The 255-nt window shown below is 48.6% G+C and carries 1 protein-coding gene; it reads right to left on the bottom strand.

Features of this window, described 5'->3' with window-relative positions; genetic code table 11:
- On the bottom strand, positions 1-255 hold a 255-nt coding region (locus ACO0LC_RS29315; RefSeq protein WP_423009809.1), incomplete at both ends, for an integrase core domain-containing protein.

Below are 255 nucleotides of genomic sequence, written 5' to 3'. Positions count from 1 at the left end.
TTCCCGTGAGTACCTCGTTTTTCAATGTTCGATGGAAACGCTCTATTTTTCCATTAGTTTGAGGATGGGCTGGCCGGCTATGACTGACCTGAATTCCCAGTCGAATAAACCACATCGTTAATTTTGTAATGGATTGACTGGGCTGCTTGGAGGCTCCCCAGGGTGGGCCGTTATCGGCGTTGATACGCAATGGCAATCCATAGCGTTCAAACGTCGGAATTAATGCTTCTTGCACGGCTTCATGATTGGCCCGAC

The organism is Undibacterium sp. JH2W (assembly GCF_049340425.1).
Classification (GTDB): domain Bacteria; phylum Pseudomonadota; class Gammaproteobacteria; order Burkholderiales; family Burkholderiaceae_D; genus Undibacterium.
The sequence above is the reverse complement of the archived record's forward strand: the minus strand, read 5'-3'. Positions and strand labels throughout refer to the sequence as shown.